At 43.9% G+C, this 25,349-nt stretch carries 25 protein-coding genes; 15 read left to right on the plus strand and 10 right to left on the minus strand.

Annotated features, from left to right (window positions below; all coding sequences use genetic code 11):
* The first annotated feature begins 291 nt into the window (after positions 1–291).
* From R7Z47_RS05530 to R7Z47_RS05550, 5 genes are all read left to right on the plus strand, one after another.
* Positions 292–1,389: an autoinducer 2-binding periplasmic protein LuxP gene (locus R7Z47_RS05530; RefSeq protein ID WP_005385634.1), complete on the plus strand. Its 1,098-nt coding sequence runs from the start codon at positions 292–294 to the stop codon at positions 1,387–1,389.
* The gene (gene luxQ / locus R7Z47_RS05535; protein WP_318129881.1) at positions 1,389–3,965 is read left to right on the plus strand and encodes a quorum-sensing autoinducer 2 sensor kinase/phosphatase LuxQ; all 2,577 of its coding nucleotides are present in this window, start codon (positions 1,389–1,391) and stop codon (positions 3,963–3,965) included. The genes R7Z47_RS05530 and luxQ overlap by 1 nt, the downstream gene beginning before the upstream one ends.
* Positions 3,966–4,260: 295 nt before the next feature.
* Positions 4,261–4,716 carry a transcriptional regulator SlyA gene (gene slyA, locus R7Z47_RS05540; RefSeq protein WP_005373589.1) on the plus strand — a complete coding sequence of 152 codons (456 nt, stop codon included), beginning with the start codon at positions 4,261–4,263 and terminating at the stop codon, positions 4,714–4,716.
* A 35-nt stretch (positions 4,717–4,751) separates the two neighbouring features.
* Positions 4,752–5,810: an HlyD family secretion protein gene (locus tag R7Z47_RS05545; protein ID WP_054574591.1), complete on the plus strand. Its 1,059-nt coding sequence runs from the start codon at positions 4,752–4,754 to the stop codon at positions 5,808–5,810.
* A gap of 12 nt (positions 5,811–5,822) precedes the next feature.
* Positions 5,823–6,860 carry a DUF2955 domain-containing protein gene (locus R7Z47_RS05550; protein ID WP_262606686.1) on the plus strand — a complete coding sequence of 346 codons (1,038 nt, stop codon included), beginning with the start codon at positions 5,823–5,825 and terminating at the stop codon, positions 6,858–6,860.
* Between the two features lie 2 nt (positions 6,861–6,862).
* Here the strand turns inward: R7Z47_RS05550 and R7Z47_RS05555 are convergent, their stop codons facing one another.
* Together R7Z47_RS05555 and R7Z47_RS05560 are read right to left on the minus strand one after the other, a co-directional pair.
* Positions 6,863–7,525: a flagellar brake protein gene (locus R7Z47_RS05555; RefSeq protein ID WP_262606685.1), complete on the minus strand. Its 663-nt coding sequence runs from the start codon at positions 7,523–7,525 to the stop codon at positions 6,863–6,865.
* A gap of 94 nt (positions 7,526–7,619) precedes the next feature.
* Positions 7,620–8,546, minus strand: a complete 927-nt coding sequence (locus tag R7Z47_RS05560) for a DMT family transporter (protein ID WP_017635181.1) — start codon at positions 8,544–8,546, stop codon at positions 7,620–7,622.
* Positions 8,547–8,694: 148 nt separating this feature from the next.
* Here R7Z47_RS05560 and R7Z47_RS05565 point away from each other — a divergent pair, with 148 nt between their 5' ends.
* Entirely contained in the window at positions 8,695–9,150 is a 456-nt protein-coding gene (locus R7Z47_RS05565; protein WP_005373581.1) for an Lrp/AsnC family transcriptional regulator, read from the plus strand.
* A gap of 5 nt (positions 9,151–9,155) precedes the next feature.
* Positions 9,156–9,779, plus strand: a complete 624-nt coding sequence (locus R7Z47_RS05570; protein ID WP_005373579.1) for a class I SAM-dependent methyltransferase — start codon at positions 9,156–9,158, stop codon at positions 9,777–9,779.
* 526 nt (positions 9,780–10,305) lie between these two features.
* Here the strand turns inward: R7Z47_RS05570 and R7Z47_RS05580 are convergent.
* Complete coding sequence (locus R7Z47_RS05580; protein ID WP_017635183.1) at positions 10,306–10,854, minus strand: hypothetical protein; 549 nt, start codon at positions 10,852–10,854, stop codon at positions 10,306–10,308.
* A gap of 103 nt (positions 10,855–10,957) precedes the next feature.
* On the opposite strand from R7Z47_RS05580, the gene R7Z47_RS05585 reads away from it, so the two are divergent.
* The 4 genes from R7Z47_RS05585 (at position 10,958) to secF (ending at position 15,182) form a co-directional block, all read left to right on the plus strand.
* Positions 10,958–11,626: an SH3 domain-containing protein gene (locus tag R7Z47_RS05585; protein ID WP_005385650.1), complete on the plus strand. Its 669-nt coding sequence runs from the start codon at positions 10,958–10,960 to the stop codon at positions 11,624–11,626.
* A 168-nt stretch (positions 11,627–11,794) separates the two neighbouring features.
* Positions 11,795–12,274, plus strand: coding sequence for a hypothetical protein (locus tag R7Z47_RS05590; RefSeq protein WP_005373572.1), 480 nt, complete (start codon positions 11,795–11,797; stop codon positions 12,272–12,274).
* A gap of 164 nt (positions 12,275–12,438) precedes the next feature.
* Positions 12,439–14,277, plus strand: coding sequence for a protein translocase subunit SecD (gene secD, locus R7Z47_RS05595; protein WP_262606684.1), 1,839 nt, complete (start codon positions 12,439–12,441; stop codon positions 14,275–14,277).
* A gap of 2 nt (positions 14,278–14,279) precedes the next feature.
* Positions 14,280–15,182, plus strand: a complete 903-nt coding sequence (gene secF / locus R7Z47_RS05600) for a protein translocase subunit SecF (protein WP_005373567.1) — start codon at positions 14,280–14,282, stop codon at positions 15,180–15,182.
* Positions 15,183–15,240: 58 nt separating this feature from the next.
* On the opposite strand, the gene R7Z47_RS05605 is transcribed toward secF, so the two are convergent.
* Together R7Z47_RS05605 and R7Z47_RS05610 are read right to left on the minus strand one after the other, a co-directional pair.
* The gene (locus tag R7Z47_RS05605; protein ID WP_005389279.1) at positions 15,241–15,507 is read right to left on the minus strand and encodes a hypothetical protein; all 267 of its coding nucleotides are present in this window, start codon (positions 15,505–15,507) and stop codon (positions 15,241–15,243) included.
* 15 nt (positions 15,508–15,522) lie between these two features.
* Positions 15,523–16,143 carry a LysE family translocator gene (locus tag R7Z47_RS05610; RefSeq protein WP_021035942.1) on the minus strand — a complete coding sequence of 207 codons (621 nt, stop codon included), beginning with the start codon at positions 16,141–16,143 and terminating at the stop codon, positions 15,523–15,525.
* Positions 16,144–16,882: 739 nt separating this feature from the next.
* Between R7Z47_RS05610 and R7Z47_RS05615 the strand changes: the two genes are divergently transcribed.
* The 4 genes from R7Z47_RS05615 to phaC all read left to right on the plus strand — a co-directional run bounded on the left by R7Z47_RS05615 (position 16,883) and on the right by phaC (position 21,078).
* The gene (locus R7Z47_RS05615; RefSeq protein WP_262606683.1) at positions 16,883–17,623 is read left to right on the plus strand and encodes an SDR family oxidoreductase; all 741 of its coding nucleotides are present in this window, start codon (positions 16,883–16,885) and stop codon (positions 17,621–17,623) included.
* Positions 17,624–17,635: 12 nt separating this feature from the next.
* Positions 17,636–18,844, plus strand: a complete 1,209-nt coding sequence (locus R7Z47_RS05620; RefSeq protein WP_170897050.1) for an acetyl-CoA C-acetyltransferase — start codon at positions 17,636–17,638, stop codon at positions 18,842–18,844.
* Between the two features lie 44 nt (positions 18,845–18,888).
* Positions 18,889–19,236 (plus strand): phasin family protein, encoded by a 348-nt coding sequence (locus R7Z47_RS05625; RefSeq protein WP_005373550.1) that lies wholly within the window; start codon positions 18,889–18,891, stop codon positions 19,234–19,236.
* Positions 19,237–19,302: 66 nt separating this feature from the next.
* Positions 19,303–21,078 carry a class I poly(R)-hydroxyalkanoic acid synthase gene (gene phaC, locus R7Z47_RS05630; RefSeq protein ID WP_017819891.1) on the plus strand — a complete coding sequence of 592 codons (1,776 nt, stop codon included), beginning with the start codon at positions 19,303–19,305 and terminating at the stop codon, positions 21,076–21,078.
* A 170-nt stretch (positions 21,079–21,248) separates the two neighbouring features.
* Here phaC and R7Z47_RS05635 read toward each other — a convergent pair whose 3' ends face one another.
* The 5 genes from R7Z47_RS05635 to R7Z47_RS05655 all read right to left on the minus strand — a co-directional run bounded on the left by R7Z47_RS05635 (position 21,249) and on the right by R7Z47_RS05655 (position 25,330).
* Positions 21,249–21,383: a TIGR02808 family protein gene (locus R7Z47_RS05635; protein WP_005373546.1), complete on the minus strand. Its 135-nt coding sequence runs from the start codon at positions 21,381–21,383 to the stop codon at positions 21,249–21,251.
* Between the two features lie 11 nt (positions 21,384–21,394).
* Positions 21,395–21,973 (minus strand): NapC/NirT family cytochrome c, encoded by a 579-nt coding sequence (locus R7Z47_RS05640; protein ID WP_005373542.1) that lies wholly within the window; start codon positions 21,971–21,973, stop codon positions 21,395–21,397.
* Positions 21,974–22,001: 28 nt separating this feature from the next.
* A complete protein-coding gene (locus R7Z47_RS05645; RefSeq protein WP_005389061.1) occupies positions 22,002–22,457 on the minus strand; it encodes a nitrate reductase cytochrome c-type subunit in 456 nt (151 codons plus the stop codon).
* Positions 22,458–22,535: 78 nt separating this feature from the next.
* Complete coding sequence (gene napA, locus R7Z47_RS05650) at positions 22,536–25,025, minus strand: periplasmic nitrate reductase subunit alpha (protein WP_225474097.1); 2,490 nt, start codon at positions 25,023–25,025, stop codon at positions 22,536–22,538.
* The gene (locus tag R7Z47_RS05655) at positions 25,022–25,330 is read right to left on the minus strand and encodes a chaperone NapD (RefSeq protein ID WP_005373535.1); all 309 of its coding nucleotides are present in this window, start codon (positions 25,328–25,330) and stop codon (positions 25,022–25,024) included. Before R7Z47_RS05655 ends, napA begins: the two co-directional genes overlap by 4 nt.
* Positions 25,331–25,349: the final 19 nt, after the last annotated feature.

A 25,349-nucleotide genomic window follows, 5' to 3' on the forward strand; every position in this document is an offset into this window, starting at 1 on the left:
GTCACATTGGCGGTTTCTTTTTGTTTTTGGAGTACCATGTAGGAATAAACTGACGCATAATGGGCTGGTGTTCTGTTTAAAGGTCCTGAATATGAAAAGCGCGAAATGTCTCTACGTTATCGAGACAAAGGAAGCGACTCAATGTACTTTATTTGCATCCACTCAGACCAAGAACCAATTTACTATTGAAACAGGCACTAAGAGGAAGGTAGATTACAAGAGTATAGGATGACTCGGCTAGGTAATGAATAGAGCTGAATTAGGCTCATAAAAAAGCTAAAAGAGCAGTAGATGAAAAAAGCGTTAGTATTCTCCCTGATTTCAATGGCCGCTTTTGCGCCGAATGTGCAGGCCACCCAAGTTCTTAATGGGTATTGGGCATATCAAGAGTTTTTAGACCAGTTTCCACAACAGAAGCAGTTAACTAGTGCGTTGGCTGAAGTGGTAAGAGAAACCCCTGTACCCGTAGCAAAAGACAAAAAGCGTCCACTGAAAATTTCTGTTGTTTATCCAGGGCAGCAGATCTCTGATTATTGGATTCGAAACATCGATGCGTTTGAAAAACGCCTAGATAAGCTTGATATCGACTATCAACTAAATCAAGTGTTTACTCGTCCTAATGCAGATATAAAGCAGCAAAGTTTGTCTTTAATGGAGGCGCTGAAAAGCAACTCCGATTACTTGATCTTTACTCTAGATACCACAAGACATCGTAAGTTTGTTGAGCATGTCTTAGATTCAAAGAAAACCAAGTTAATTTTACAAAATATCACCACACCTGTTAGGGATTGGGAACATCATCAGCCGTTTCTTTATGTTGGTTTCGACCACGCAGAAGGAAGTCGTGAATTGGCCGTTGAGTTTGGCAAGCGTTTCCCTAAACATAGCCACTATAGTGTTCTCTACTTCTCAGAGGGCTACATTAGTGACATCAGAGGCAACACTTTTATCAACCAAGTGAACCGCGATAATCAATTTGAACTACAATCTGCTTACTACACCAAAGCAACAAAGCAATCTGGGTATGAAGCTGCAAAAGCCAGTTTGGAGAAGTATCCGGACGTTGACTTCATTTACGCGTGTTCTACCGATGTAGCATTAGGTGCTGTTGACGCTCTTAAAGAGTTAGGTCGTGATGATGTCATGATCAATGGTTGGGGCGGCGGTTCAGCAGAGTTAGAGGCGCTTTCTAAAGGGGAGTTAGACGTTACCGTTATGCGTATGAACGATGATACAGGTATTGCAATGGCTGAGGCCATTAAGTGGGATTTAGAAGGAAAGCCAGTTCCCACCGTTTACTCTGGTGATTTTGAAGTCGTTACCAAATCGGACTCTCCAGAAAGAATTGAAGCATTAAGAAAACGTGCATTTAGATACTCAGATAATTGATGACAACTACATCAAAAACAAGAAAGCGTCGCTCACTGTCGACGCTTATTACCAAAATAATTATTCTCGTACTTGCTCCGATCATTCTAGGCATCTTTGTTCAGAGTTATTACTTCTCGAAGCAGATTATTTGGCAGGAAGTCGACCGAACCAAGCAGCAGACCTCTGCCCTGATCCTGAACATTTTTGATAGCCATTTTGCAGCGATTCAGATTCATCACAACAGCAATTCGAAAAGTGATGTTGTATTGGATTTTTATACAGAACGTGATGAAGAGGCACTCAATTACTTTTTCATGAGTATTGACCAGAGTGATCCTTCCCATACACCAGAGTTTCGTTTCCTAACCGATCATCAAGGTATTATTTGGGACGATGGCAACGCGCATTTCTATGGCATCAACAACCTGATACTTAGCCGACTTGCCAGTCAAGTGACCTTTAGCAACAACTGGTATTATCTACCCTCACAGACCCCGATGGGAACTCGCCATCTTTTACTTCGTCGTGTACCCGTTTTACAACCTAAAACCGGTGAAGTGATGGGGTACTCTTACAATGTTGTTGTTTTAGATAATAACTTTGGGTTGATGGAAAGGTTAAAAAATGAAGGCAACGTCGACAATGTTGTGTTGGTCGCTAACAACACACCGTTGGCAAGCTCATTAGTAGGAGATGAGGCTTATCAAATATTTGACGTACTCAAACGACGAGAGTCCCAGCACAAGCTTGACCAATTATTGATCATCAAAACCCCTATTGAGGTAAATGCCGCCGAGACTGACTTGTGCTTGCTTACTGTGCAAGACAATCAGAGCGTGGTGACATTGCAAATCCAACACCTGCTAGCAATGCTAGCCTCAGTTATCGGTATGGTCATGATTGCGCTAATGACTAAAGAATGGATCGAGAATCGAGTAGTTGAAGAGTTAGGATCCCTGATGGCATATACCCGCTCGGCTCGTGAAGAAAAAGGATTTGAGCGTTTTGAGGGGTCAGATATTGAGGAATTCGATCATATTGGTTCGACACTAGAAAACACTTTTGAAGAGCTTGAAGCACAAAAGCGCTCTTTCCGCGACCTGTTTAACTTTGCGTTATCTCCTATTATGGTGTGGTCTGAATCGGGTGTGCTTGTCCAAATCAATCCGGCAGCACGCAAAGAGTTAGTCATGGAAAACGATATTGAAACCATGCACCCAGTGTTCAAAGGTTTCAAAGAAAAGTTGATGCCACACCTTCGCATGGCGGCTCAGGGAGCTACGTTGACAGGCGTTAATGTGCCAATTGGAGACAAAGTATATCGCTGGAACTTATCGCCGATTCGAGTTGATGGAGATATTAGCGGTATTATTGTTCAAGGTCAGGATATAACCACGCTAATTGAGGCGGAAAAACAGAGTAACTTGGCGCGCAAAGAAGCAGAGAAATCTGCTCAAGCCCGTGCCGACTTTCTGGCTAAAATGAGCCATGAGATCCGAACGCCAATCAATGGAATTTTAGGGGTTGCTCAATTGCTAAAAGACTCTGTGGAAACAGAAGAGCAGAATAACCAAATTGACGTACTTCGACATAGTGGTGAGCACTTACTTGCTGTTTTGAATGATATTTTGGACTTTTCGAAGATTGAGCAGGGTAAGTTTAATATCCAAAAGCACCCGTTTTCTTTCACTGATACAATTCGAACGTTAGAAAACATTTATCGTCCTATTTGTGAAAGTAAAGGCGTCAACCTTGTCATTGAAAACAAAATAGATTCCAATGTTGAAATCTTTACTGACCAAGTTCGTCTGAACCAAATTTTATTCAACCTAGTCAGTAACTCAGTAAAGTTTACGCCCTCGGGTAGCGTGCGCTTGCATGCGGAACTTGAGCAGTTCTATGGCGCTGACAATAGTGTACTGGTCGTGGAAATTACGGATACAGGTATCGGCATCGAGTCTGACAAACTCGACCAAATGTTCGAACCTTTTGTTCAAGAAGAAGCAACAACGACTCGAGAATACGGTGGCAGTGGCTTAGGGCTGACCATTGTGAAGAGCCTTGTCGACATGCTGGAAGGTGATGTTCAAGTCCGCAGTCAGAAAGGCTTAGGAACGACTTTTGTCATTACAATGCCAGTGAAAGATCGTGAGCGAGTACTCACCCCTCTTGATTCGAGTTTGCGAGTTAAGCCAGGTGAACTATTTGCAGAGAGTCTCAAAGTGCTGTTGGTAGAGGATAACCATACTAACGCATTCATTCTAAAAGCGTTTTGTAACAAGTACAAAATGCAGGTTGATTGGGCGAAAGATGGGTTAGAAGCAATGGAATTCTTAAAAGATCATACTTACGATTTGATACTGATGGACAACCAACTTCCGCATCTTGGTGGAATTGAAACGACCAAAGAGATCCGACAAAAGCTAAAACTAGGCACGCCAATTTATGCGTGTACTGCTGACACCGCGAAAGAAACCAGTGACGCCTTTATGGAATCGGGTGCGAATTACGTGCTTCTCAAGCCGATTAAAGAAAATGCGCTCCATGAAGCATTTGTGGATTTTAAGCAGCGGTTCTTAGTCGAGCGAACATGAATAATTGGCTCACTACGAGATAACCCAATTATTCATTATCTGAAAAGCACAACACCATGACAGTGGGTTGTGCTTTTTTGTATCTGACCCTTTTACTCTTATACAAATCAGACTTTATTGGTCTCGACGTTTGTTGTGTACATCGCTGCATTTCAAGTTCAAACATAGTGTTGTGTTACTTAGATTTCTGCCCCTTCACTGACACACCCAACGTGATTTCAATCACAAAAAGATATTTACTTAGCGTGCTAACTATTTTATATTGCTTAGCACGCTAAGTAATTGAGTAGATCTTATGATTCAAGACATCAACAGTTTGCGAGACCTTTCTCTGGCTGAAAAATTATCTCGTGTTGCTCGTTTGTGGAAAATGGTTGCAGATCGTGAGTTAGAGCCTTTAAACCTAACGTATCCGCGTTGGACTGCGTTATGGAAGCTTTATCGAATGGGTGACAACATCAGTCAGAAGCATTTGGCTGAAGCACTTGAGATCGAGTTAGCGTCGTTGATGCGAACATTAAAATTATTAGAAGAGCAATCTCTGATCACTCGCCATTGCTGTGAACACGATAAGCGAGCACGTATTGTTAGCCTCACAGAAGAGGGGAAAACCCTACTAAAGCAAATGGAGGCTCGAATTCTTCAAGTTCGAAGCAAGCTCCTAACGGACATCAACGACCAGGAACTTCAGCAGCTTTCATTGATTCTTGATCAGATTGCTCACAATGCGCTTGATTCACTTAGCGAATAAGTCAGAAAACCGAATAAAAAGAGAAGTAAACGCCTATGACTCCAGATCAAAAATTCGCACGTTGGATCAAATATTCTTGCGTCGCGTTTGTCCTTGTCTTTGCCTATTTTCTAGTTGCAGATCTCGCCATGCCGTTGACGCCTCAGGCAATGGCAACGCGTGTGGTAACTAAAGTGGCCCCCCGTGTGAGTGGGCAGATTACACATCTTTATGTTGCCAACAACCAAGAAATAAGCCAAGGCGATCTACTATTTCAGATTGATTCCCAGCCTTATCAGCTCGCCGTAGAAAAGGCTCAACTTAACCTCGAGCGTGTGATTCAAAACAACGAACAACTTGATGCTTCTATTGCTGCGGCAAAAGCAGACGTTGAAGCGAGCAAAATCGTGGCGGAACAAAAAGTTCGCGAAGCAAAACGTCTTAATACCCTGTTTCACCGTAATGGTACTTCGCAACAACAGCGTGATGACGCACAGAGCAGTGCAACGGCAGCTAAAGCGAACTTACTGGCCGCACGTGCTCGTTTAAAAGAGTTGGAAGTAAACCGCGGTGATTTAGGCGCGACGAATGTGAATATCCGCGTAGCGCAAAACCAGCTAAAACAAGCGGAACTTAATCTGTCTTACACTCAAGTCTCGGCGGAACATGATGGCGTTGTCGCTAACTTGCAGCTGGAGACGGGGGCCTATGCGGCAGCTGGTACACCTCTTGTCGCTTTAGTCTCCGATGACGTGGATATCATTGCCGACTTTCGTGAAAAGAGTTTACGACACTTTAATCAGAACAGCCGTGCGTTAGTGGCTTTTGATAGCTTGCCTGGTGATGTATTTGAAGCTCGTATTACGAGTGTGGATGCCGGGGTCAGCTCGGGTCAATTCGATGCGGATGGTCGCTTAGCAACACCAACTGACTCAAACCGTTGGGTGAGAGACGCGCAGCGCTTACGTTTACATTTAGCTATCGATGAACCTCAGCAGCGCGCATTTCCAGCAGGGGCACGAGCAACCGTGCAGTTGTTGCCAGAAAACGCATTATCTGGCTGGTTAGCGAGGTGCCAGATCCAATTCTTGAGTCTTCTTCATTATATTTATTAACGAGGAGGCGATATGAAGTTATGGGACCACCCCATGTCGGAAAACGACTTCCGTCAGTGTTTGCGCATTGCAACTGGTGCGACCATTGGTTTCACTTTATGTAAAGTATTTGGTTGGAACTATGGCGTATTCTTTACTGTAACCCCGATGCTGTTACTTGGAATGGTGCCAGTCATGAGTCTACATGCCGCACGACAACTGATTTTTTCAGCGGTTGTGTGTGGATTAGAAGTTGGTGTTCTTGGTGGGTTATTTGGTGGGCACCCTGGCATGATGACAATCATTGCATTCGGGTTGTTTCTGTATAAATTCGCCTGTATGTCAAAAGGGAGCTTGTTCTTATTTGGAGCGAACAGCGTACTGAGCTTAAGCATCATGCTGCATTTTGCGAGTTATCCAACCACTGACTTAAATGACCTAATATTTAGCAATCTGCAAGCGAATGTTATTTCAGTGATCGTTGCTTATGTGGTGACATTTTTGATTCCCGATGCGGAACCTCGTCAGCCACCAGCGAAACCGTCGCAGCCTAAACAGAGTCATCGAATGCGTCATGAAGCCCTTATGGGGGCGAGTATCGCTACAATGTCTTTCCTTGTATTCCAGCTATTTGACCTCAGTGACTCTATGTCTGCTCAGGCGACAACCTTACTTTTATTGTTTCCTATGCATTGGAACGGTGCTTTAGGGTATGCGCGAAAAAGAGCAATGGGGACCTTGATGGGGGTGACCTTTGGTATTGTCGGACAACTTGTATTATACGATTGGTCGGATACCTTATTGTTTATCGTCCCATTGCTTTGGATTGGTGCGATGATGTTCAGCTATATGCACGTGAAAGAGTCTAGCGGTTCGGGAGCCGGATTTGGCGGCTTAACCACATTAGGCATTTTGTTCGGCCAATATCTTACTCCAGATGGTGACTTAATGTTCAGTGCGCTGTATCGCGTGAGCAGTATTTTGTTTGCTATTGTTGCGACGCTGCTTGTGACCTATACGGTTCACAGAATACTCAACAGCGTTGAGGCGACGCGCTTTAGCGAGCAGTAAGTTCAGACGTTACTGGTTAGAAAGGATTGCTCCAGTAACTCTGTTTTTAGTTCGTGAGTCATCTCAATGGAACTAGCAAACTTAATTCCAACTACCCATCCCTTCACCAATTTCTTGATGTTGGCAATGACACATCGATTTTCTTCTCCGATATAGTGGCTTAACGGGCATTCGATGGTAACACTCTCACCCACGTTGAATTCGGGCTCAATCAAGGTTGATATACCAACACCTGCTAGAGAAAAATCGATAAGGCTACCGTCGTAGACATTCCCTGCATGAATAACGTTACAGTCCATTTGCAACTTGTAACGCTCATGTTCCCGAACTGGTTTGGTTGCAAATGTTCCTGGAATGCGGATAAACAAAAGGGGAGATGGTCGAACGGTCGTCGTCAGCACGCTGGACTTAAACGCAATGACATGGCCTAACTCCGTATCTGATACTCCACGCACGATGATATCGGCGTTGGGGAGTTTTCTCATCACTTGCTCTTCAAGCAAACGCATTGGTATATCAAGAATCAAATAAGCATTTTCTTTCATCCCAAGATAAGTGGTGGAATACGTATATTGATCCTTAGGCCCAAATTCGAAATTAGTAGAAAGTTTCATTCCCGGTTTGAGAAACCTATGCAGTTCATCTTTAGTATGAGTGGCTGGCATCACATTGGCGTTTTAATTTTTAGTTAAGCTGAGGCTATCAAAACGCCATTTTGTTATTCAAGATAGTAAGGCATAAGTTTTTGTAAAATCATCGCTATCTGTGAAGTGGTGGGCGATAAGTTTGGCTCATTCCACCTTTCATAAAGATTTGGCTTGCCACAATACTGCCGCATGTGACCAACATCAGCGCTAACCAAGTGAGAGAATCTGGTTGTTCACCAAAAATTGGAACGGCAAGAAGTGTCGCGACGACTGGAGTTAATGAACCAAAAGCAGCGCTGGCTTCGGCACCGATGATCCTAATTGCATAAATGAAAGTGAAAGAAGCGATTAAACCTGCGCCAACACCTTGTAGCATCGCGTGGCCAAATAACTCCTCCCATGGCCACTGGCTGAACGGTGTTACCACCAAATAACTGTCTACCCACCCGAAACCAACGGCGATGATGAGTAGAGCCAAAGACGCGATTGCAACGAATCCTGCACAGACGTGTGCATTAAGATTAGCGACACGAGCGCTGATGGTGAAAGCAGCCCACATGATGCTGCCAGTTAGAAACAGGATATGCCCTTGCAACTGAGACCAGTTGTACTCTGCGCCGCTATTAGAAAGAAGGAATACGAAAATCCCTAACAACACCGTAGAAAGCCCGATTAAGCGGTGAGCACTCAGCGACTGTTGATAACAAAGTACCGCGATAGCAGAAACAAACAATGGCAAAGTGCCAGGTACTAATGCACTGCCGTGCGCCACGGGAGCGAAATGCATAGCCGTTCCGACGACCAGAAGATAGGGAAGGCCGCTTCCAACCACAACACCAACCAGGTAGCGTTTAGGCACTACGCGCAGCGACTGTTTATGCTTAATCACAAATGGTAATAAAATTATACTTGGGATTAGAAAGCGAACTAACGCGATATCGGCTGGCTGCAAGGCAGAAATTGCGCCCCCTTTTAAAGAAATAAAGAAACCAGACCAAAGCAGTAAGGTCGTTAATATAGCTGCGTATCCCAAGATCATTATCGACATGTCCATTTGTAAATGATGTGTTAATTGTTGAATAAAACTCTTGCAAAAGGGAGGCAAAGTTTGACGTAATTAGGCTTGATGTTGGTGATAAATTGCGTATAAGTGTTAATTGTTGGTGATTAAAGGCATGGAAGAATAAATGGATAAAATTGACAGGCAACTTATCAACCTAATGCAGAAGGATGCCACTCTGACAACGGCAGAACTTGCTGACCAAGTAGGGCTATCGGCATCACCTTGTGCAAGACGCATTAAGCGTTTGGAGCAGGAAGGTGTAATAAGTGGTTATCGAGCTATTGTGTCCAGAGACACTGTAGGCATCGCGATGACTGTATTTGTTGAAGTGAGTTTAAATAACCACCAAGCTTCTTCGATTGATGAGTTTGAACATGCCGTTGTTGAGATGGATGAAGTGATCTCATGCCATGTCGTATCAGGGGCCTATGATTACCTGTTAGAGGTGGTCAGTAAAGATCTCGCTGGTTATGAAACATTTACTAGAAAGTTACAGCGATTAGAAAATGTGAAAGATATTCATACCCACCTGGCGATTAGACAAGTGAAAGGAAATGGCAGTTTGCCGATTTATGCATAAGAAAGATGAAATTTTTCGATAGACTTAAGATTGCCCACTATCATCGAAAGCGATATAGACAGTTTGGTAAAGACAGAGCCCGAACTCTGGGATGGGCAGATAAGTATAGTCAGATCAGCCGTTTTGAGGCGTTGTGCCGAGGGTTAACGTTAGACGGTTCAAGTATTTTAGATATTGGGTGCGGCTACGGAGACTTGTTAGCGTTTATCGAACTTACGGGGGGGCTTCCTCAAAGCTATATTGGCATTGATCAGCAAAAACAGTTTATCTCTGAAGCCAGAAAACGAGATTTTCGTACGCAAAGTAAGTTTATATGTGGCGACTTTTCAACGTTGGTATTGCCTCGTTGCGACTTTGTTTTTGCTTCCGGATCATTGAACTATCAATCCACCAACCCAAATCATACCATTGAAATGATTGATAAAATGTACCGAGCGACAGAGAAAGGTTGTGTGTTTAACTTGTTGGATGAATCCAAACTACCCAGCATGAAAATGTTAGCGTCGCACAATAAAGAAGGTGTCTTTCGCTATTGTCGGTTGCTGTGTCCGAATACACGATTGATTGAGGGATACTCCGAGCACGACTTTACGATTGCCATGATCAAAAAAGCGGAGTCCGTTTCCTGACTCCGCTTAATAAATTCTTAAGCCTTATTGGTTTTTGTATTGTGAGATTTCACAGTTACCTGTGTATCTATCAACCTTGAATGAGAACGCGGCTGAATGGTATTCCCTCCCATCACTCCATATTGTTTCTCCGAAGATTTTACAAAGATCCAAATCACTGATTGAACCGAACTCTTTTACGTGCCTAACTACTGACAAAAACTTGGCTTTGGTAGCATTAGGACATTCCCTGTTACTTAATCGATTGATAACCATGTTTGTAGCATCATCTCCAGCCAAATGTGACTTTTTATTAAATTTTATTAATGGCTAAACTAACCAAAAAATGTCCATAAGTAAAGCATTAATGTGACGTATGTCTCTATAAATTGATTGTCTTGGTCATGGTTTAGTCAAGTTTGTCAAAGGGAACAATCCCATTATTTACATTTGATATCGTTCACGACTAAGGAAAGATAAAAAGCACGAATAACGTCCAATATTGGAGTGAAAAACCAACATCGTCTATTCAAAACTGGCTCTGTTTTTACTTCGAAACATCTTGAGCGTATTGAAGCGCTCGGGCTTCTTTATCATAGACTTGTGACAGAGTTTGATATTGTGAAGAGAGGCGCTTGTAATCTTCAGCAAGTTCCAAAGCGTTGGTGTTATACCATTCCGCAGTTATTTGATTGGCTGTTTTGTTTGACTCGCGGCACTTCTGGGCCAGTATCTCCCACCCATTTGCTGACCATTGGGATTGTGTGCTCAATTTAAGCAGCTGATTCGCTTTAGTTGTGAGCTCTTCTTTGTATTGAATCGATGCTTTTAATTGCGCTTTGAACACATTTTGGTTCGACTTGGCACGCCAAAGTAGCACGAGCTCATGCAGTGAAAAGGTTTCGGACAATAACTGACGCTGTTTATGTTCGGTCAAAAGTGTATTGAATACCTCAACATGCTGATTGTAATTGGACTCTAAACGATTGAATTGGGTAAGATTGTCATTCCACGACGATGGGTTACATTGAATATTGGCGTGCCCCGTTATCGGGAACAGAAGAAATAGTAGTATCCAATTGAGTCTGTTGATCATTATTGCTCGCGTTAGTTGACTTGCTCTTTTGAGTATATACCCAAATTTCTACGACATGCGTGCTGCTGGTGGGATAAGAATAAAGAATGAAAAGGAAAAGGGCATGAAGAAAATTCTCGTCGCATTGATTGTCATGCTGTTGCTCGGCGGAGCGGGGGCTGGATACTATTTCTTCTTTATGCAGAAAGATGAACCTGAAGCACCAAAGGCTACACAAGTCGAGCAATCGTCACTGCAAAAAGAAACATCCAAACCGATTCTGGATTTAGAAGCCGTTCCCCCGGAAGTTACCGAGTACTACGTTATTGAGCGTCGTGTCAATGTTTACAACAAGCCTAACCCTAATGCTTTAGTTGTCGATACGCTCTATAAGGGAGAAAAAGTATCGGTGTTAGAAAAAGTAGATGGGTGGTACCGAATCTCCGGCTATCTTGTCTATGAAGAGGGTGGAGAAGAAAAAGCCGAATGGTTGAATGCTGAAGGGTTATCGGATGCAGAGCCAGTTATTAAAGAGCAAGAGCGCTTAGAGATATTGGATGAATACCTACAGAAGTCGGATGATTTAAAAGTTCACTTGGATATTTTCCGTAAGAAAACACAGCAATTGTTAGACGATGAAACCTGTGATCCGAGTGATTTTGAGGAGCTCGGAGGCTGGGTTCGTTCTGTGACGTTCAAAAAGCGCAACGTTTACTTCATCTATTGTGGCGGTTTGGAGCAAGAGAACAAGATCTACTTAGATGTTGATAAGGGCGATATTTTTTATCGATAACTCACCACCAATTACACTAGTTTTCTAAAGACGTTTTGATAAATGCAATAACGATGCAAACCTGAAATCAGAGATTTATAACTTTTTAGTTGTGAACCATAATCAATAGGAATACTATCAACGAGTCAAGTGACCTAACTTGGCTCTTTGTGTTTTTAGTGAGTTCCTATGCCTTGGATTTACCTTAGAAAGTTGATTTTGCTGCTATTTGCAATGGTATTGCTACCAGTGCATGTATCTGCTGCGCAAATCGACCACAAGGCTCACGTACCGCACTTTTCTAAGCTACAACCTTTTGTAGCCGTAAGTGTATCGCCAAACTCTTCCGTCGATTTTTCTGAAGTTTCAGAAGAAAGCTCTCAATCTCCAGTATCTGAAGGCCATGCAAGTCTCGATTCCGTTGCTTTGTTTAACTCTCAGCGCTGGACGTCTTACTTACGGGAAGGGCTTGATGACGAGCACGTAGATTTTGTCGGCGATCTCACTACTCCGTTTTACGCTGATGCGGGTTACGCATACAGCTTGATGGACATTAACTGGCGTCACAACCAGTCCACATTTTATCATTTCACAAGCGATCATCGCATTTCTGGTTGGAAAGAGACCAATGCCATGTACGTCGCACTCAATAGTCAGTTTTCTGCCTAAACACCATTTATTTGCACCATTGTGCACTCTTAACACGACGATTGTATTCGACAGGACGTGAGCGTTCTGAGCATTTCATACCCTGAATTTATTCTGGGAGCATCTGTCGTGTGTTAAGCCTTGTTATTAAAAGCTTCACTTCATTGTGAAGGGATGATGTTTACATGAAAAAAACACCAAAGCAGCAAAAGAACAGAAAGCTGATGAATCACTACTCAGCTTGGAAATATGTCGTATTAATCACGACGGTCATTATTTTAACCCTAAGTGCTATACCAACTTGGTTTGGCGAACAGCCTTCTATCCAGTTGACGTTTGCGGATCAAAACAACAGTGAAATATCGGTTGTTCATCTGAATCAACTGCTAAAAACCAACCATATTTCAGCCGACAAAATCATCGAAAAAGACGGCAAAACAACCATTGTATTCGATGGTGAAGATGCGCAAAGTAAAGCTCGTGCGTTGTTAAACAAAGAGCTAAATAAAGACGACAGCATCACTTTCTCATACGTATCGGTTGCGCCAGAATGGTTGAATGAGATGGGCTTTAGCCCAATTAAACTCGGTCTTGATCTTCGTGGTGGCGTTCAGTTCTTGTTGAATGTTGATGTGAATAAAGCGTTTGAAGAGCAACGTGATGCGTTGATTGATGAAATCAAAGCGAATCTGCGTGATCAACGTGTTCGTGGTGTGCAAGTTCGAGCAGAAAGCGGCAACCGAATTACGGTAAACAGTGACAGCGAGCAAGCATTGTCGGAAGTAAACAAGTTCTTGCGTCAAAACTACCCGGGCTGGATTTCAAAAAGTTCATCTCGTGGCTTTGTGCTTGAACCGAGTGAACAAAATATCCAAGAATTTCAATCGTCGACTCTTCAACAAAACCTGAAGATCATGCGTGGTCGTATTGAAGAACTTGGTATCACAGAGGCACTAGTGCAACGCCAAGGTAAAGAGAGCATTCGAATTGAGCTCCCTGGTGTACAAGATCCTGCTCAAGCGAAAAACGTTATTGGTGCAACAGCAAGCTTGGCGTTTTATGAAGTGAAAGATGCGAGCCAAGCACACAGCAGCCAAGATCTTGTTCTTCAAGATAATGACGGTCGTACTGTGATTTTGGCAAAACGACCAGTTCTAACGGGCGAGCACATCGTGAACGCTCGTGCTGGTGTCGACAAAATGGGCATGTCAGAGGTAAATATTTCTCTTGACCACGCTGGTGGTAAGAAAATGAGTGACTTCTCAGCAACTCACATCGGCAAGCCAATGGCGACCGTTTACCGAGAGTACAAAACAAACGATCGCGGTGTAACTGAGCGTAGTGAGCGCGTTATCAGCGTCGCAACTATTCAATCTCAACTTGGTAGCCAGTTCCGTATTACTGGGGCAGGTAGCATGGACGATGCACAGCAGTTAGCGCTATTACTTCGAGCGGGTTCACTAACTGCGCCGGTTACTATTGTGGAAGAGCGAACAATCGGTGCTTCTCTGGGTTCAGAAAACATTGAAAACGGTTTTGCAGCACTGGCTTTAGGTATGGGTTTAACACTGACCTTTATGGCACTTTGGTACCGCCGCTTAGGTTGGGTAGCAAACGTGGCGCTTTGTGCCAACATGCTTTGTTTGCTTGGCTTAATCGCCTTGTTGCCAGGAGCGGTTCTAACGCTTCCGGGTATTGCCGGTTTAGTGTTAACCGTCGGTATGGCAGTGGACACCAACGTTATTATTTTCGAACGTATTAAGGACAAAATGCGTGAAGGCCGCAGCTTCGCTCAAGCGATTGATCTTGGCTTTGACAGCGCATTCTCGACCATCCTTGATGCCAACATTACTACCATGATCACCGCCGTGATTTTGTACGCCATCGGTAATGGCCCAATCCAAGGCTTTGCCTTAACACTCGGATTAGGTTTGTTAACCAGTATGTTTACAGGCGTATTTGCCTCTCGAGCAATGATCAATTTAATTTGGGGCCGCGATGCCCGTCGTGATGTGAGGGTTTAATCATGGTCGAAATGCTAAAACAAAATATTCGTAAAATTCGCTACTTTACTACGCTAGTTTCCATCATTTTAACGGTGATCGCCATCGTCGCTCTAGGCTTTAAAGGGTTGAACCTAGGTTTGGATTTCACTGGCGGTATGGTGACAGAAGTAAAGGTAGATAAGCAGCTAACTAACCATGATCTGCTTGACGTTCTGCAACCAAAGCTTGGTGAATCTGCGTCAGTGACACGCTCTGGTGAAGATGGCCGTTGGGTGATTCGTTACTCTGCGCCGGAAGATGGGCAAACGTTGCCAAGTGTAGAAGAGGTGTTGAAGCCAATCTCTCACCAAGTTGATGTTGTCAGCAACAGTATAGTTGGCGCTCAAGTTGGCCAAGACTTGTTTGAGCAAGGTGGCTTAGCATTGTTGATTTGTGTGTTGAGTATTCTCGGTTACTTGTGTTTCCGTTTTGAGTGGCGTTTAGCGAGTGGTTCACTGTTTGCTTTGGCCCATGATGTGATCTTAGTGCTTGGCTTCTTTGCAATTACTCAAATGGAGTTCAACTTAACCGTTTTTGCTGCTGTGCTGGCGATTTTAGGTTACTCATTGAATGACTCGATCATCATTGCAGACCGAATCCGTGAGCTGTTGATTGCGAAGCAGAGTTGGAAAACAGAAGACATCAATGACCAAGCTGTTATCGCGACGTTTTCACGCACTATGGTGACATCTGGTACGACATTGATCACTGTTGGTGCATTATGGATTATGGGAGGAGCGCCTTTGGCTGGTTTCTCAACCGCCATGTTTATTGGCGTTCTGTCGGGTACATGGTCTTCGATTTCGATTGGTACTGTGCTGCCTGAGTGGTTGAAACTGGAGCCGAAACATTATCTTCCAGTTGAGATCGACGCTGCGCCGTAGCATTATTTTTAAGGTAAAAGTGCTTGCGCCACTCATCTTGAGTGGCGCTTTTTTGTGCTTATTTCACGCGCATCAAGCGATGTTTCACAAGTCCCAAATCGAACTCTAAGACTTGTGAGCGCTTCATTGCTTCGACTTTATTCAACATTGACTCTTGGTAGCCTTTCTTCTTCATCCACTGAAGAGGTACAGAGAAAGCATCTTCATTAACGACATAAGACTCGCCTTTATGCTCACCGGTATAGACGTTCACAACCCAAACTCGGGCTTGAAAGTCCAATACTTCACCCATGACTTTAGCGATTTTATTCAGAATATTTTTCATTGTTTCCAGTTTGCCTTAGCTTAGTAGCAACCAGACACCAACTCCCATCATTAAAGTGCCTGCGATACGGTTCATTAGACGTACATTCTTAGACTGACCTAATACGTGTTTCAATCCTTTACCACCAGTAGCGTACAGAGACATGCAAATGAACTCAAACAGTAAAATAATGGAGACAAGTATGATCAGTTGCGGTGCAAGCGCTGCGTTTTGGTCTATAAAAGGCGGTAAAAGAGAAATCATAAATGCCCAGCCTTTTGGGTTTGCGATTGCGGTAACGAAGCCTTGCATGATCAGTGCGATATTGTCACTCTTTGGTGTTTCTAAGTTGTCGACATTAATCGCAAGTTTCCCTCGCGATCGCCACATTTCAACACCAAGATAGAGTAAATAACCGCCACCAATGAACTTTAACGCGATAAACATCCAAGGATAATTGAGCATAATCGCAGCGATGCCTAACACCGCAGAGACTGACACCAGCGCAACACCGAGAAGCTCTCCTATCATCATCCATAACGTGCGACGATAACCGATACTCATACCTAACGTTAGGGCGAGAGTCATGCACATACCAGGCGTGATTGAGACAAAAAAGAAAGTAGGGATGAACATACTGAGCAATGCAAGATTCATATCTGTTGATGATTTAGTGATTAAAGAGAAGCCACAAAGATAGTGCAAAGTGGAAAAGGATGCTACTACAAAGCGAACGATTACTTTCACTAGTAGCTAGTTGATGTTCTTCGAATATATAAATTTAAAATGAAATTATATTTTAATCTATGCGTCATAATAGTGCGTATTGCACCAGTATGAGACAAGCTCTTATATCATTTTTAGATTAAATATATTTAATTTATTATATTTTATCGGTATTAATCATCACTGTATTAAAATAATCGAATTGATAACTAAATTATCATTAAATGCAGTAATTAAATGATATGTTTGATAATTATTTTTACTGATAATTGAATTATTATTCTAATCTCAAGTTTGTTGTAATCATATAGGCTTAAAATTCAGATCTTAAATCATGACATAATGTAACGTCTACCATTCTGTATGTAAGTGCATGATATTTAATAATTATGCTTCTATTTCTGTTGGTGTGGCTTTTGTGGAAGTGTGATTTAAAACAATGACTTATGTAAAATTAACCATTTTATAACATTTCACGGGTAATGAGATCTAAATCAATCTTATGCAATTGGGTGAGTTTTTTATTTGAAATGTAATATTTCTAGGTTAACTTAAAATAAAGGCAGCACGGGATTGGTTGTCAAAAGAATAAATAAACACGTCAGTTGGTGAACTATTTCATCAGTGTATTAAGTTTGCTTTTTAAATGCCGTTAAGAATGGAGTCTTCAATGAAGAAAGTCGCTTTGATCACTGGATCAAAAGGCGGAATTGGTTCTGCTATTTCCTCTCAATTAGTTAATGACGGTTACCGTGTAATTGCTACATATTTCACAGGTAACTACGAATGTGCGCTGGAGTGGTTCAACAGCAAAGGGTTTACCAAAGATCAGGTTCGCCTTTTTGAGTTGGATGTAACAAACACGACAGAGTGTGCAGAGAAATTGGCGCAATTGCTTGGGGAGGAAGGAACCATTGATGTTGTTGTCAACAACGCAGGAATCACACGTGATGGCGTGTTTAAAAAGATGACTGCGCAAGCTTGGAATGATGTCATCAATACCAACCTCAATAGTTTATTCAACGTTACGCAACCCCTCTTTGCTGCAATGTGCGAAAAAGGCGGTGGTCGTGTCATCAATATCTCTTCAGTCAATGGTCTTAAAGGGCAGTTTGGTCAAGCAAACTACTCGGCGGCGAAAGCTGGGATGATCGGTTTCTCTAAAGCCTTAGCATACGAAGGTGCTCGCTCGGGTGTGACAGTTAATGTTATCGCTCCGGGTTACACGGGTACGCCAATGGTTGAGCAAATGAAGCCAGAAGTGCTGGAATCCATCACGAGCCAAATTCCAATGAAACGTCTTGCGACACCAGAAGAAATTGCAGCATCAGTGAGCTTCTTGGTCAGCGATGCGGGCGCCTACATCACCGGAGAGACTTTGTCGGTGAACGGCGGCCTATACATGCACTAAGGAGAGAAGATGATGGAAAAAGTATTTATCGTAGCGGCGAAGCGTACTCCAATTGGTGCTTTTGGTGGCAGCCTGAAAAATACTTCTGCTGGCGATCTGGCAGCAGTAGCGATTAAAGGCGCGTTGGAAGCGGCAAAGTTGCCTGGCGACAAGGTTGACGAAGTGATTGTTGGCAACGTTGTTGGTGCAGGTCAAGGAATGGGTGTTGGCCGCCAAGCGGCACTGTTTGCGGGGATTCCTGAATCTGTTCCTGCATATGGCGTAAACATGGTTTGCGGTAGTGGCATGAAAACGGTCATGGATGCCGTGTCCCATATCCGTAGTGGCGATGCTGAGATCGTTGTTGCAGCGGGTGTTGAAGTCATGTCTCAGATTCCGTTTGCCGCACCAAGCAGCATTCGTGATGGCAACAAAATGGGCAATCTGGAGCTAAAAGATCTGCTCGTAGCGGACGGTTTAACCGATGTTTACAACCAATATCACATGGGTGTGACGGCAGAAAACGTAGCAAAACAAATCGGCTTAACTCGCCAGCAGCAAGACGAATACGCGCTGTCTAGCCAACAGAAAGCGGTAGCCGCTATCGAAGCTGGCAAATTTCAAGACGAAATTGTGCCAGTGGAAGTAAAGCAACGCCGTGAAACCGTGATGTTTGATACGGATGAATACCCAAAAGCGAACGCGACAATGGAAGCCTTAAGCAAGCTACGTCCTGCTTTTGACCGCGAAGGCACTGTGACTGCGGGTAATGCATCAGGTATTAACGATGGCGCGAGTGCGATTATCGTGGCGTCTGAAAGCGCAGTTAAAGCGCATGGATTAACGCCGCTTGCTGAGATCGTAAGCTACGCGCAATCGGGTCTTGATCCGAAGATCATGGGCCTAGGTCCTGTTGAGTCGGTCAATAAAGCACTCGCAAAAGCGGAACTCAGTGTACACGACATCGACGTTTACGAGTTAAACGAAGCATTTGCAGCGCAAGCACTTGGCGTGATTCATCAGTTGGCGGAAACAAACCAAGTTCCAGTTAACGCGATTCAAGACAAAGCGAACTTTAACGGTGGTGCTATCGCGCTAGGACACCCGCTTGGTGCTTCTGGCAACCGAATCTTAGTCACGCTGGTTCACGAGCTTCATAAGCAAAATGGTCAATATGGCGTTGCTTCACTTTGTGTGGGCGGCGGCATGGGCACGGCTGTGGTTGTAAAGACAGTTAAGTAATTATTTAAACGGACATTTTTAATTCTTTCTCTAGGAGACAAACCATGTACACAGATTTCTTCAAAACATTTAGCGATCAAACTGAAAAAAATCTAGAACCTTACTTGAAGTTCAACAAGCTAGTGACAAAAAACGTAGAAGTGTTGACCGAGCTTCAATTGAACGCCATTCGCACATACAGTGAAGTGGGTCTAAACCAGATGAAAGCAGCGACAGAAATCAAAGACGTAACGTCATTGACTGCTTTCAACAGTCAGCAACTAAGCGTACTTACTAAACTTTCTCAACAAATGATGGATGACAGCAACAAGCTTCAAGCGATTGCAAAAGAGTTCAAAGAAGACGTTGAGAAAATGACTTCGGAAAATCTAAAGACTGTTACTCCAGCGTAATTTGTCCGATTCTCGCCGCCCCTAGATTTGGGCGGCGTTGTTTTTTCCGAATATAGGAGTAAGACTATGTTTCAACACTTCTTTTCGGACTATCTTGTGAAGCTTCAGGAAACCAATCATCAGTGGTGGCATGATTTCGAAGTGAACAAGGCAGTCGTGAACTCTCCTTTAAACAAGGCCATGCAAGAAGTGAACTTTGAGGATACTGCCAAACTGTTCGAACAAGCTGCGAATCAGCCTGCTGCGATTTTAAAGCTGCAAGCACAGTGGTGGGAACAGCAGCTGCAAATTTGGCAGAATGTTGCATTGGCAGGGAACCAAGCACAAATCGTCGAAGCTGAAAAAGGGGATAAGCGTTTCTCAAACGAAGCGTGGCAAAATGAAGCCATGTATAGCTTCATCAAACAATCCTACCTTTTATTTAGTAAGACCTATCTGGACACCATCGAGTCTTTGGAAGGCTTAGATGAAAAGACGAAAGAACGTATTATTTTTTTCTCTCGCCAAGCCATTAACGCCCTTTCTCCTTCCAACTTCATCGCCACTAACCCAGAGCTTTTGAAGCTGACACTTGAGCAAAACGGTCAAAACTTACTGGCAGGCTTAGAGCAGTTGAAAGAAGACGTTGAGTCGAGCGCAGACATTTTAAAAATTCGTATGACGAATAACAATGCATTCCGCGTGGGCGATGACGTTGCGACGACACAGGGCAATGTGGTTTTTCAAAACGAATTGTTTGAGTTGATTCAATATCGACCTCTAACAGAGAAAGTGAATGCGACGCCGCTGCTCATCGTCCCACCTTTCATCAATAAATACTACATCCTTGATTTAACAGCAAAGAACTCAATGGTTCGATGGTTGTTAGAGCAGGGGCATAGTGTATTTATGATGTCTTGGCGCAATCCAGGCAAGGCACAAGCGCACATAGAGTTTGGTGACTACGTGACAGAAGGCGTAGTGAAAGCCGTCGCTGCAATTGAAGATATAACAGGACAAGAGCAAATCAATGCTGCTGGTTATTGTATCGGTGGTACTGTTTTAGCAAGCACGGTTGCCTACTACGCTGCAAAACGTATGAAGAAGCGCATTAAGTCTGCCACTTTCTTCACTACGTTGCTCGACTTCTCTCAACCAGGTGAAGTCGGCGCGTATATCAATGACACCATTGTTAGTGCAATTGAAGCGCAAAATAACGCAAAAGGGTATATGGACGGCCGTTCCTTAAGCGTGACGTTTAGTTTACTGCGTGAAAACAGCTTGTACTGGAACTACTACGTCGACAATTACTTGAAGGGTAACAGTCCGGTTGATTTTGACTTGTTGTACTGGAATAGTGACAGCACCAACGTCAGCGCTGCATCTCACAATTTCTTGCTTCGCGAGCTCTATTTAGAGAACAAGCTGGTGCAAGATAAAGGCGTCAAAATTGGTGGAGTATGGATTGATCTAAATAAGATCAAAATTCCTAGCTATTTTGTGTCAACGAAAGAAGACCACATTGCGTTATGGCAGGGAACTTACCGTGGTGCGCTGAACACGGGTGGTAACAAAACGTTTGTCCTCGGTGAGTCTGGTCATATTGCGGGCATCGTGAACCCTCCAGCTAAAAATAAGTATGGTTATTGGTTGAACGATAATTTGGATGACTCTGCTGATGAGTGGTTGAATAACGCGGAACACAAAGAGGGATCGTGGTGGACACACTGGAACGAGTGGTTACTCCAATTCAACCCTAAAGAGCAAGTTGAGCCTTTCCCTATTGGCTCAGAAAACCATCCGGTTATTGATGAGGCGCCAGGACAATACGTCAAACAGGTTCTGCCAGTAAAAGAATCTTAAACGACTCCCTATAGCAGTAAATCTTAGCGGCCTTTATGGTCGCTTTTTTTATGTATGATTGCTTGTTTATTGTTGGCAAGTACCATTGATTAATAAATAAAAAGCGCCGAGCATTTGCTCGGCGCTCAGTGTCAACAAATAGGCTAGTTGACGAGTAGAGATGCGTTACGTTACACCTCTTTATCCTTACCAAATGACAGCAGCCAGAGAGAGATTGCTGCTACCGCCACAAAGCCGGAAAGAATAATCACTGGCATAGCACTGTAGCCAAGGATATGCCAAATTACAGATTCTAATGTACTCATGGTAAGTCTCCTTAGTGCCAGCCTTCAACGCCGCTCATGTCTGGTAGTTTGTGCGCAATACCTTTGTGACAGTCTACACATGTTTTCTCGCCTGAAGCTAGAGCGGTGGAGTGTTGTTCTGCCGCACGTGATCCTTGCTGAGAGTAATCCATGAAATCAAACTCATGACAGTTACGACATTCAAGAGAGTCATTCTTCTTCATACGTGCCCACTCTCGCTCTGCGAGGTGTCCACGACGCTCTTGGAACTTCTCTGGCGTATCGATCGTCTTCGTTACGAAGTGTGCAAATAGCTCTTTAGATGCCTGTACTTTACGAACGATCTTATCCGTCCATTCATGAGGAACGTGACAGTCTGAACAAATCGCACGAACACCAGAGCGGTTGGAGTAGTGAATTGTTTCTTGAATTTCAGCAACGATCGGCGCGTGACAGCCAGAACAGAATTCTTCTGTGTTGGTTGCTTCCATACCTGTGTTGAATGCGCCCCAAAATAGAAGGCCACCAGCGAAGCCTAAAAATAAAACCACACCAGCGGCAGCTTTACTCGGGCTCGACAGTCTCTTCCAAAACGCTTTAAGTATTTTCATAAGTAACCTCTTAGTACTCGCGTTTCAATTACTGAAGCGAATCGACTGCCTTAAACTCGTTTTCCACTAGTGGTTTTGCATCCGTTTGTGGAACGTGACATTGCAAACAGAAGTAACGACGAGGAGACATATCTGCCAGTACCGCATCTTCTCTGTTTACATAGTGCGTTACGCTAATTTTAGTCGCACCTGACTCTTTTGCATTTTTCCAGCTATGACATGCAAGACACTTGTTAGCATTTAACGAAATTTCGTAGTGACGAATGCTGTGTGGGATCAACGGTGGTTGATAAACATAGCTGTCTTCAACAATTTGATCTTTAGGGAAGTCTTTGAACTCGTCTGCTGGACGCGTATCTTCCAATTGAGACATTCCACGTAAAGATTCTAGACCACCAATACCACCTGGATTATCCAACTCAGCTTGCGCAATGCCTGTCACTAACGCACCTACAGATAAAACTGCGACAAGTAATTTTTTCATCATTTCATCTCCGCCTTTATGGCTTAAATTCTTTATTAGGCCGCCATAATGACGGCCGTAGCATTCAGTATCTGAAGGTTAAGCAATCTTAGTGATTTTGACTGGGCACTTCTTAAAGTCTGTCTGTTTAGACAGTGGATCAGTCGCATCTAGGATAAGCTTGTTAATCAAAATACGTGCATCAAAGAACGGTACGAATACCAAACCTTTTGGCGGACGGTTACGACCGCGAGTTTCAACACGAACGCGTACTTCACCGCGTTTGTTTGCCATGAGTACTTCTTCACCACGACGAACATTGCGTGCTTTTGCGTCTTCTGGGTGCATGTAACACACTGCGTCTGGTACTGCTTTGTATAATTCAGGTACACGACGAGTCATGGTGCCTGTGTGCCAATGCTCAAGAACACGACCAGTACATAACCACATATCAAATTCCTCGTTCGGTACTTCTGGTGGCGCTTCGTATGGCGCGGAAATGATCTTCGCTTTGCCATCAGCATTGCCGTAGAAGTCCCAACCAGAACCTTCTTTCGCGTATGGGTCTGAACCTTCTTTAAAGCGCCACTGTGTTTCTTTACCATCAACAACAGGCCAACGTAGACCACGTACTTGATGGTAGCGGTCGTATGGAGCCAAATCATGCCCGTGACCACGGCCAAATGTTGCGTATTCCTCAAACAGACCTTTTTGGACATAGAAACCGAAGTGGTGAGCATCGTCATTCAGTTCACGAGCTTCTTCGATAGGGAATTTGTCGACGTTACCATTGCGGTAAAGTACGTCGTACATTGTTTTACCACGGTATTGAGGCGCTTTCGCTAGAAGCTCTTCAGGCCACACTTCTTCCATTTTGAAGCGTTTCGAGAACTCCATTAGTTGCCAAAGGTCCGATTTTGCTTGACCGACTGTGCCCACTTGTTGGTACCAAGCTTGGGTACGACGCTCTGCGTTACCGTAAGCACCTTCTTTTTCAATCCACATTGCGGTAGGAAGAATAAGGTCTGCTGCTTGTGCTGTTGCTGTCGGGTATGGGTCAGACACAACGATGAAGTTTTCTGGGTTGCGGTAACCTGGAAGACGCTCTGTGTTGATGTTTGGACCGGCTTGCATGTTGTTGTTACATTGAACCCAGTAACAGTTCAAAACGCCGTCATTCAGCATACGGTCTTGCAATACGGCGTGGAAGCCAGGTTTTGGTGGAATCGTACCTTCTGGCAGTTTCCAGATGTCTTCTGCAATCTTACGGTGTTTAGGGTTAGCAACCACCATGTCCGCTGGTAGGCGGTGAGCAAACGTACCAACCTCACGAGCGGTACCACATGCTGATGGTTGGCCCGTTAGTGAGAATGGGCTGTTCCCCGGAGTCGAGATCTTACCGGTTAGTAGGTGGATGTTGTAAACCAAGTTATTCATCCATACACCACGAGTATGCTGGTTCATACCCATCGTCCATAGAGACATCACTTTCGTGTTTGGATCCGCGTATTGCTTCGCAAGCTCGATAAGCTTCTCTTTCTCAACACCAGAGATTTCAGATGCTTTCTCTACTGTGTATGGCGCTACTGATTTCTTGTACTCTTCGAATGAGATAGAAGTGAGTTTGCCAGAGTTCGGGTTCTTCGCTGCTTTTTGTAGCGGATCGTCGTCACGTAGACCGTAGCCGATGTCAGTGTCTGCTTGAGTGAAGTTCGTGTGTTTGTTCACGAAGTCCCAGTTTACTGCATCGTTTTCGATGATGTAGTTTGCGATGAAGTTAGCAATTGCAAGGTCAGACTGAGGATTGAAAATGTAGCCGTGGTCAGCCAACTCAAATGAACGATGGTAGTAAGTAGAAAGCACGTTCACTTTAACGTGAGGGTGGCTTAGGCGGCGGTCAGTAATGCGAGTCCATAGAACCGGGTGCATCTCTGCCATGTTTGAGCCCCAAAGAACGAAAGCGTCTGCGTTCTCGAAGTCATCGTAACAACCCATTGGCTCATCGATACCGAATGCGCGCATGAAACCTACAACGGCAGAAGCCATACAGTGACGAGCGTTTGGATCAATGTTGTTTGATCGGAAGCCTGCTTTCATTAACTTTGACGCAGCGTAGCCTTCCATTACTGTCCATTGGCCTGAGCCAAACATACCTACGCTTGTTGGGCCTTTTTTCTCGAGGGAAGCTTTCCATTTCTCAGCCATGATGTCGAAAGCGTCATCCCAAGAGATAGGTGTAAATTCACCATCTTTGTGGAATTTGCCATCTTTCATTCGTAGCATCGGTTGAGTTAGACGGTCTTGACCGTACATGATCTTAGAAAGGAAGTAACCTTTGATACAGTTCAGACCTTTGTTTACTGGTGCTTCTGGGTCACCCTGTGTTGCTACCACTTTGCCGTTTTGAGTGCCAACAAGAACAGAACAGCCTGTACCACAGAAACGACAAGGTGCTTTGTCCCATGTGATTTTGGTTTGATCAGAGCTTGCAATCAGGTTGGCTGCAGATGCTGGTAGTGTCACACCTGCGACAGCAGCAGCTGATGCAGCCGCGTTTGCTTTCACAAACGCACGTCTTGTCATTTTCATACTTCACCCTCGATTTGGGAATGTTGTGTTCCAGTGTCTTCTTCATCCGTTTCTTCAAGCCCAGTTTCGATTTGGTGATAAACCAATACCGTGCTTAAGACGTTCGGTAAATTGTTAATGGCATCGATAGTGTCTGTGATGAAACCTTGGTTCTCAGTTTCAAGTACGACGATAATCTTGCCTTCAGGACTGTCACCATAGATTTCCGCATTTTCGTGTGCTTCTATCTTTTGTTTGATTTCGTCCAAATGTTCCGGCAGCACATGTACTACCAAACTTGAAATATGCACTTCATTTAGTGACATATAGCTCTCTCATTTATTT

This window comes from Vibrio sp. 1641, from assembly GCF_033339995.1.
Lineage (GTDB): Bacteria > Pseudomonadota > Gammaproteobacteria > Enterobacterales > Vibrionaceae > Vibrio > Vibrio alginolyticus.

Coding starts and splice junctions, on each gene's coding strand:
- R7Z47_RS05645 (WP_005389061.1), bottom strand. CDS start 22,457: ATGAAAAAATTACTTGTCGCAGTTTTATCTGTAGGTGCGTTAGTGACA.
- R7Z47_RS05570 (WP_005373579.1), top strand. CDS start 9,156: ATGAAATTTTTCGATAGACTTAAGATTGCCCACTATCATCGAAAGCGA.
- napA (WP_225474097.1), bottom strand. CDS start 25,025: ATGAAAATGACAAGACGTGCGTTTGTGAAAGCAAACGCGGCTGCATCA.
- R7Z47_RS05625 (WP_005373550.1), top strand. CDS start 18,889: ATGTACACAGATTTCTTCAAAACATTTAGCGATCAAACTGAAAAAAAT.
- R7Z47_RS05610 (WP_021035942.1), bottom strand. CDS start 16,143: ATGAATCTTGCATTGCTCAGTATGTTCATCCCTACTTTCTTTTTTGTC.
- R7Z47_RS05605 (WP_005389279.1), bottom strand. CDS start 15,507: ATGAAAAATATTCTGAATAAAATCGCTAAAGTCATGGGTGAAGTATTG.
- R7Z47_RS05580 (WP_017635183.1), bottom strand. CDS start 10,854: ATGATCAACAGACTCAATTGGATACTACTATTTCTTCTGTTCCCGATA.
- R7Z47_RS05640 (WP_005373542.1), bottom strand. CDS start 21,973: ATGAAAATACTTAAAGCGTTTTGGAAGAGACTGTCGAGCCCGAGTAAA.
- phaC (WP_017819891.1), top strand. CDS start 19,303: ATGTTTCAACACTTCTTTTCGGACTATCTTGTGAAGCTTCAGGAAACC.
- R7Z47_RS05545 (WP_054574591.1), top strand. CDS start 4,752: ATGACTCCAGATCAAAAATTCGCACGTTGGATCAAATATTCTTGCGTC.
- R7Z47_RS05615 (WP_262606683.1), top strand. CDS start 16,883: ATGAAGAAAGTCGCTTTGATCACTGGATCAAAAGGCGGAATTGGTTCT.
- luxQ (WP_318129881.1), top strand. CDS start 1,389: ATGACAACTACATCAAAAACAAGAAAGCGTCGCTCACTGTCGACGCTT.
- secD (WP_262606684.1), top strand. CDS start 12,439: ATGAAAAAAACACCAAAGCAGCAAAAGAACAGAAAGCTGATGAATCAC.
- R7Z47_RS05565 (WP_005373581.1), top strand. CDS start 8,695: ATGGATAAAATTGACAGGCAACTTATCAACCTAATGCAGAAGGATGCC.
- R7Z47_RS05555 (WP_262606685.1), bottom strand. CDS start 7,525: ATGCCAGCCACTCATACTAAAGATGAACTGCATAGGTTTCTCAAACCG.
- R7Z47_RS05530 (WP_005385634.1), top strand. CDS start 292: ATGAAAAAAGCGTTAGTATTCTCCCTGATTTCAATGGCCGCTTTTGCG.
- slyA (WP_005373589.1), top strand. CDS start 4,261: ATGATTCAAGACATCAACAGTTTGCGAGACCTTTCTCTGGCTGAAAAA.
- R7Z47_RS05655 (WP_005373535.1), bottom strand. CDS start 25,330: ATGTCACTAAATGAAGTGCATATTTCAAGTTTGGTAGTACATGTGCTG.
- R7Z47_RS05560 (WP_017635181.1), bottom strand. CDS start 8,546: ATGATCTTGGGATACGCAGCTATATTAACGACCTTACTGCTTTGGTCT.
- secF (WP_005373567.1), top strand. CDS start 14,280: ATGGTCGAAATGCTAAAACAAAATATTCGTAAAATTCGCTACTTTACT.
- R7Z47_RS05550 (WP_262606686.1), top strand. CDS start 5,823: ATGAAGTTATGGGACCACCCCATGTCGGAAAACGACTTCCGTCAGTGT.
- R7Z47_RS05585 (WP_005385650.1), top strand. CDS start 10,958: ATGAAGAAAATTCTCGTCGCATTGATTGTCATGCTGTTGCTCGGCGGA.
- R7Z47_RS05620 (WP_170897050.1), top strand. CDS start 17,636: ATGGAAAAAGTATTTATCGTAGCGGCGAAGCGTACTCCAATTGGTGCT.
- R7Z47_RS05635 (WP_005373546.1), bottom strand. CDS start 21,383: ATGAGTACATTAGAATCTGTAATTTGGCATATCCTTGGCTACAGTGCT.
- R7Z47_RS05590 (WP_005373572.1), top strand. CDS start 11,795: ATGCCTTGGATTTACCTTAGAAAGTTGATTTTGCTGCTATTTGCAATG.